This window comes from Stieleria sp. (assembly GCF_041595215.1).
Taxonomy (GTDB): domain Bacteria; phylum Planctomycetota; class Planctomycetia; order Pirellulales; family Pirellulaceae; genus Stieleria; species Stieleria magnilauensis.
On sequence record NZ_JBFHKV010001381.1, the window covers coordinates 1 to 1,862 of the forward strand.

Annotated in this window: 2 protein-coding genes; both read left to right on the forward strand. The window is 59.4% G+C overall.

Translation table 11 applies throughout. From position 1 onward, the window contains the following. The first annotated feature begins 296 nt into the window (after positions 1-296). Entirely contained in the window at positions 297-1,295 is a 999-nt protein-coding gene (locus tag ABX749_RS31460) for a 6-bladed beta-propeller (RefSeq protein ID WP_372899515.1), read from the forward strand. A gap of 171 nt (positions 1,296-1,466) precedes the next feature. Further along, on the forward strand, positions 1,467-1,862 hold a 396-nt coding region (locus ABX749_RS31465), incomplete at its 3' end, for an acetolactate synthase (RefSeq protein ID WP_372899516.1).

Below are 1,862 nucleotides of genomic sequence, written 5' to 3' on the forward strand. Positions count from 1 at the left end.
GCGTCTTCAAAGAAGTTCAGGTAATTGGAATGGTGCACGCGTCGCTGGCCATCGGTCTGGTGGTAGGCGACACGAAACTCATGGGAGTAGTGAAGGAGGGTGTCTGCGGGCATCCTGGCGTCTTGTCCAAATCTAGTTTTCGGGCCACCGAGCCATCGTCTGGCGGGGGTCTCGTGGCATCTTATACCCGATCGCCCCCAACCGCCCCACTGGCCGCGGCGCGAGGTACAATCGGCAGGCGATCTTCTCCATCCCTGTCTCTTTTTTCCCGCCTCGCCCCACCGACATTCAGCATCATGAACCGAACCCTCCCGCTGCTTACGTTTTCGCTTGCGTTTGTTCTCGCCATTCCCGCCTGGTCCGCCGATCCCGTTCGGATGGGATGCGGCGACATGACCTTTGACACGGTGCCCGGTTGGGGACTGCGGGCCGACGGGAACTCGCCGCTGGGGCCGACCCATGGCGGCGTCGTCGTCGACCGAGAGGGGAACATCTACACCAGCGCCCAAGCCGGCGTGTTCGTGTTTTCCCCCGAAGGTGCCGTGGTTCACACCTACTTGGGGCCGGAGTACGCGAACATTCACGACATGGAAATCCGTCAGGAAGACGGCGAAGAGTACATCTATGGGGCGCGGAACAAGGACGCCGAGGGAATCAAGTTTCGTGTCCGCGGCGGCGACATCGTCCTCAAACTGCCGTTCCCGCAAGAGTCGGGGCTGGACCTGAAAAAGTTCAGCCCGACCGCGATCACCGTGGCCGCTAACGGAGACATCTATCTGTCGGACGGTTACGCCAGCAACACCATCTTCGTGTTCGACAAGACAGGAACGTATCTGCGGCACTTTGGCACCAAGGGCAACGGGCTGAAAGAGTTCAATACCGCCCACGGCATGACCCTGGACACACGCTACGAACCCAACCGCCTGCTGATCTGTGATCGCAATCACCAGCCCAAGGGCCGCTTGTTGCACTATGACTTGGAAGGAAACTTCATCGAAGAAGTCATCACCGGGTTGGGGATGCCGACGTCGGTAGCGATCCAAGGTGACTATGTCTCGGTGCCGGATCTGCACGGACGATTGGTGATCCTGAACAAGACCAACACGATCATTGCCGTGCTGGGCAACAACCCCGATCCGGCCAAGGGGCGCAGTTTTAACATCCCCCAGTCCGAATGGGTCGAAGGCGTCTTCAGCGGGACGCACGGTTCCTATTGGGACAAGGACGGAAACCTGTACGTCCAGGATTGGAACGTTTCCGGTCGGTTGATGAAGCTGGTCCGGGTCCGGAAGTAGTCCTGCCCCGCCGCTGGGGACGGGCTGAAGCCGCGGGGAAATCGCCGAATTGACCTGCGAGACGGGAAAAGCGTACACTACGCCGATGGCAACGCGAACGTAGGCTGCATTCACGACGAGGCTGTGATGGAATCTGACGACGGAAGTGGTGCGGCAACCAAATTCGATACGATGCGGGGCCGCAATTATCCGGCACTCCGCCAATTCACCATCTTCTTGGAAAATCGCGTCGGACAACTCTTGGAAGTGGTCCGGCGATTCGAAGGGACGGGAATCCGCATCTGCGCGTTGTCGATCAACGACGCCGCCGAATGTGCGTTCGTCAGATTCCTCGTCAATGACGCCGACCGCGGTCGAGAAATCCTCGAACGAAGCGGGTTGGCGTTGATTGAAACCGATTTAATCGGCGTCCAGCTCCCCGAAGGGCCTCAACCGCTGCTCCGCGTCTGCACCGCGTTGCTGCAGGCCGAGCTGAACATCATCCAAACGTATCCACTGATCGTCCGACCGCTGGGCAAGCCGGCAGTGGCGATCATGGTGGAAAACATCGAAATGGCGATGGAGACA

What these genes read in the sequence shown, in the direction of transcription:
- ABX749_RS31460 (WP_372899515.1), top strand. Translation starts at nt 297, where the DNA reads ATGAACCGAACCCTCCCGCTGCTTACGTTTTCGCTTGCGTTTGTTCTC.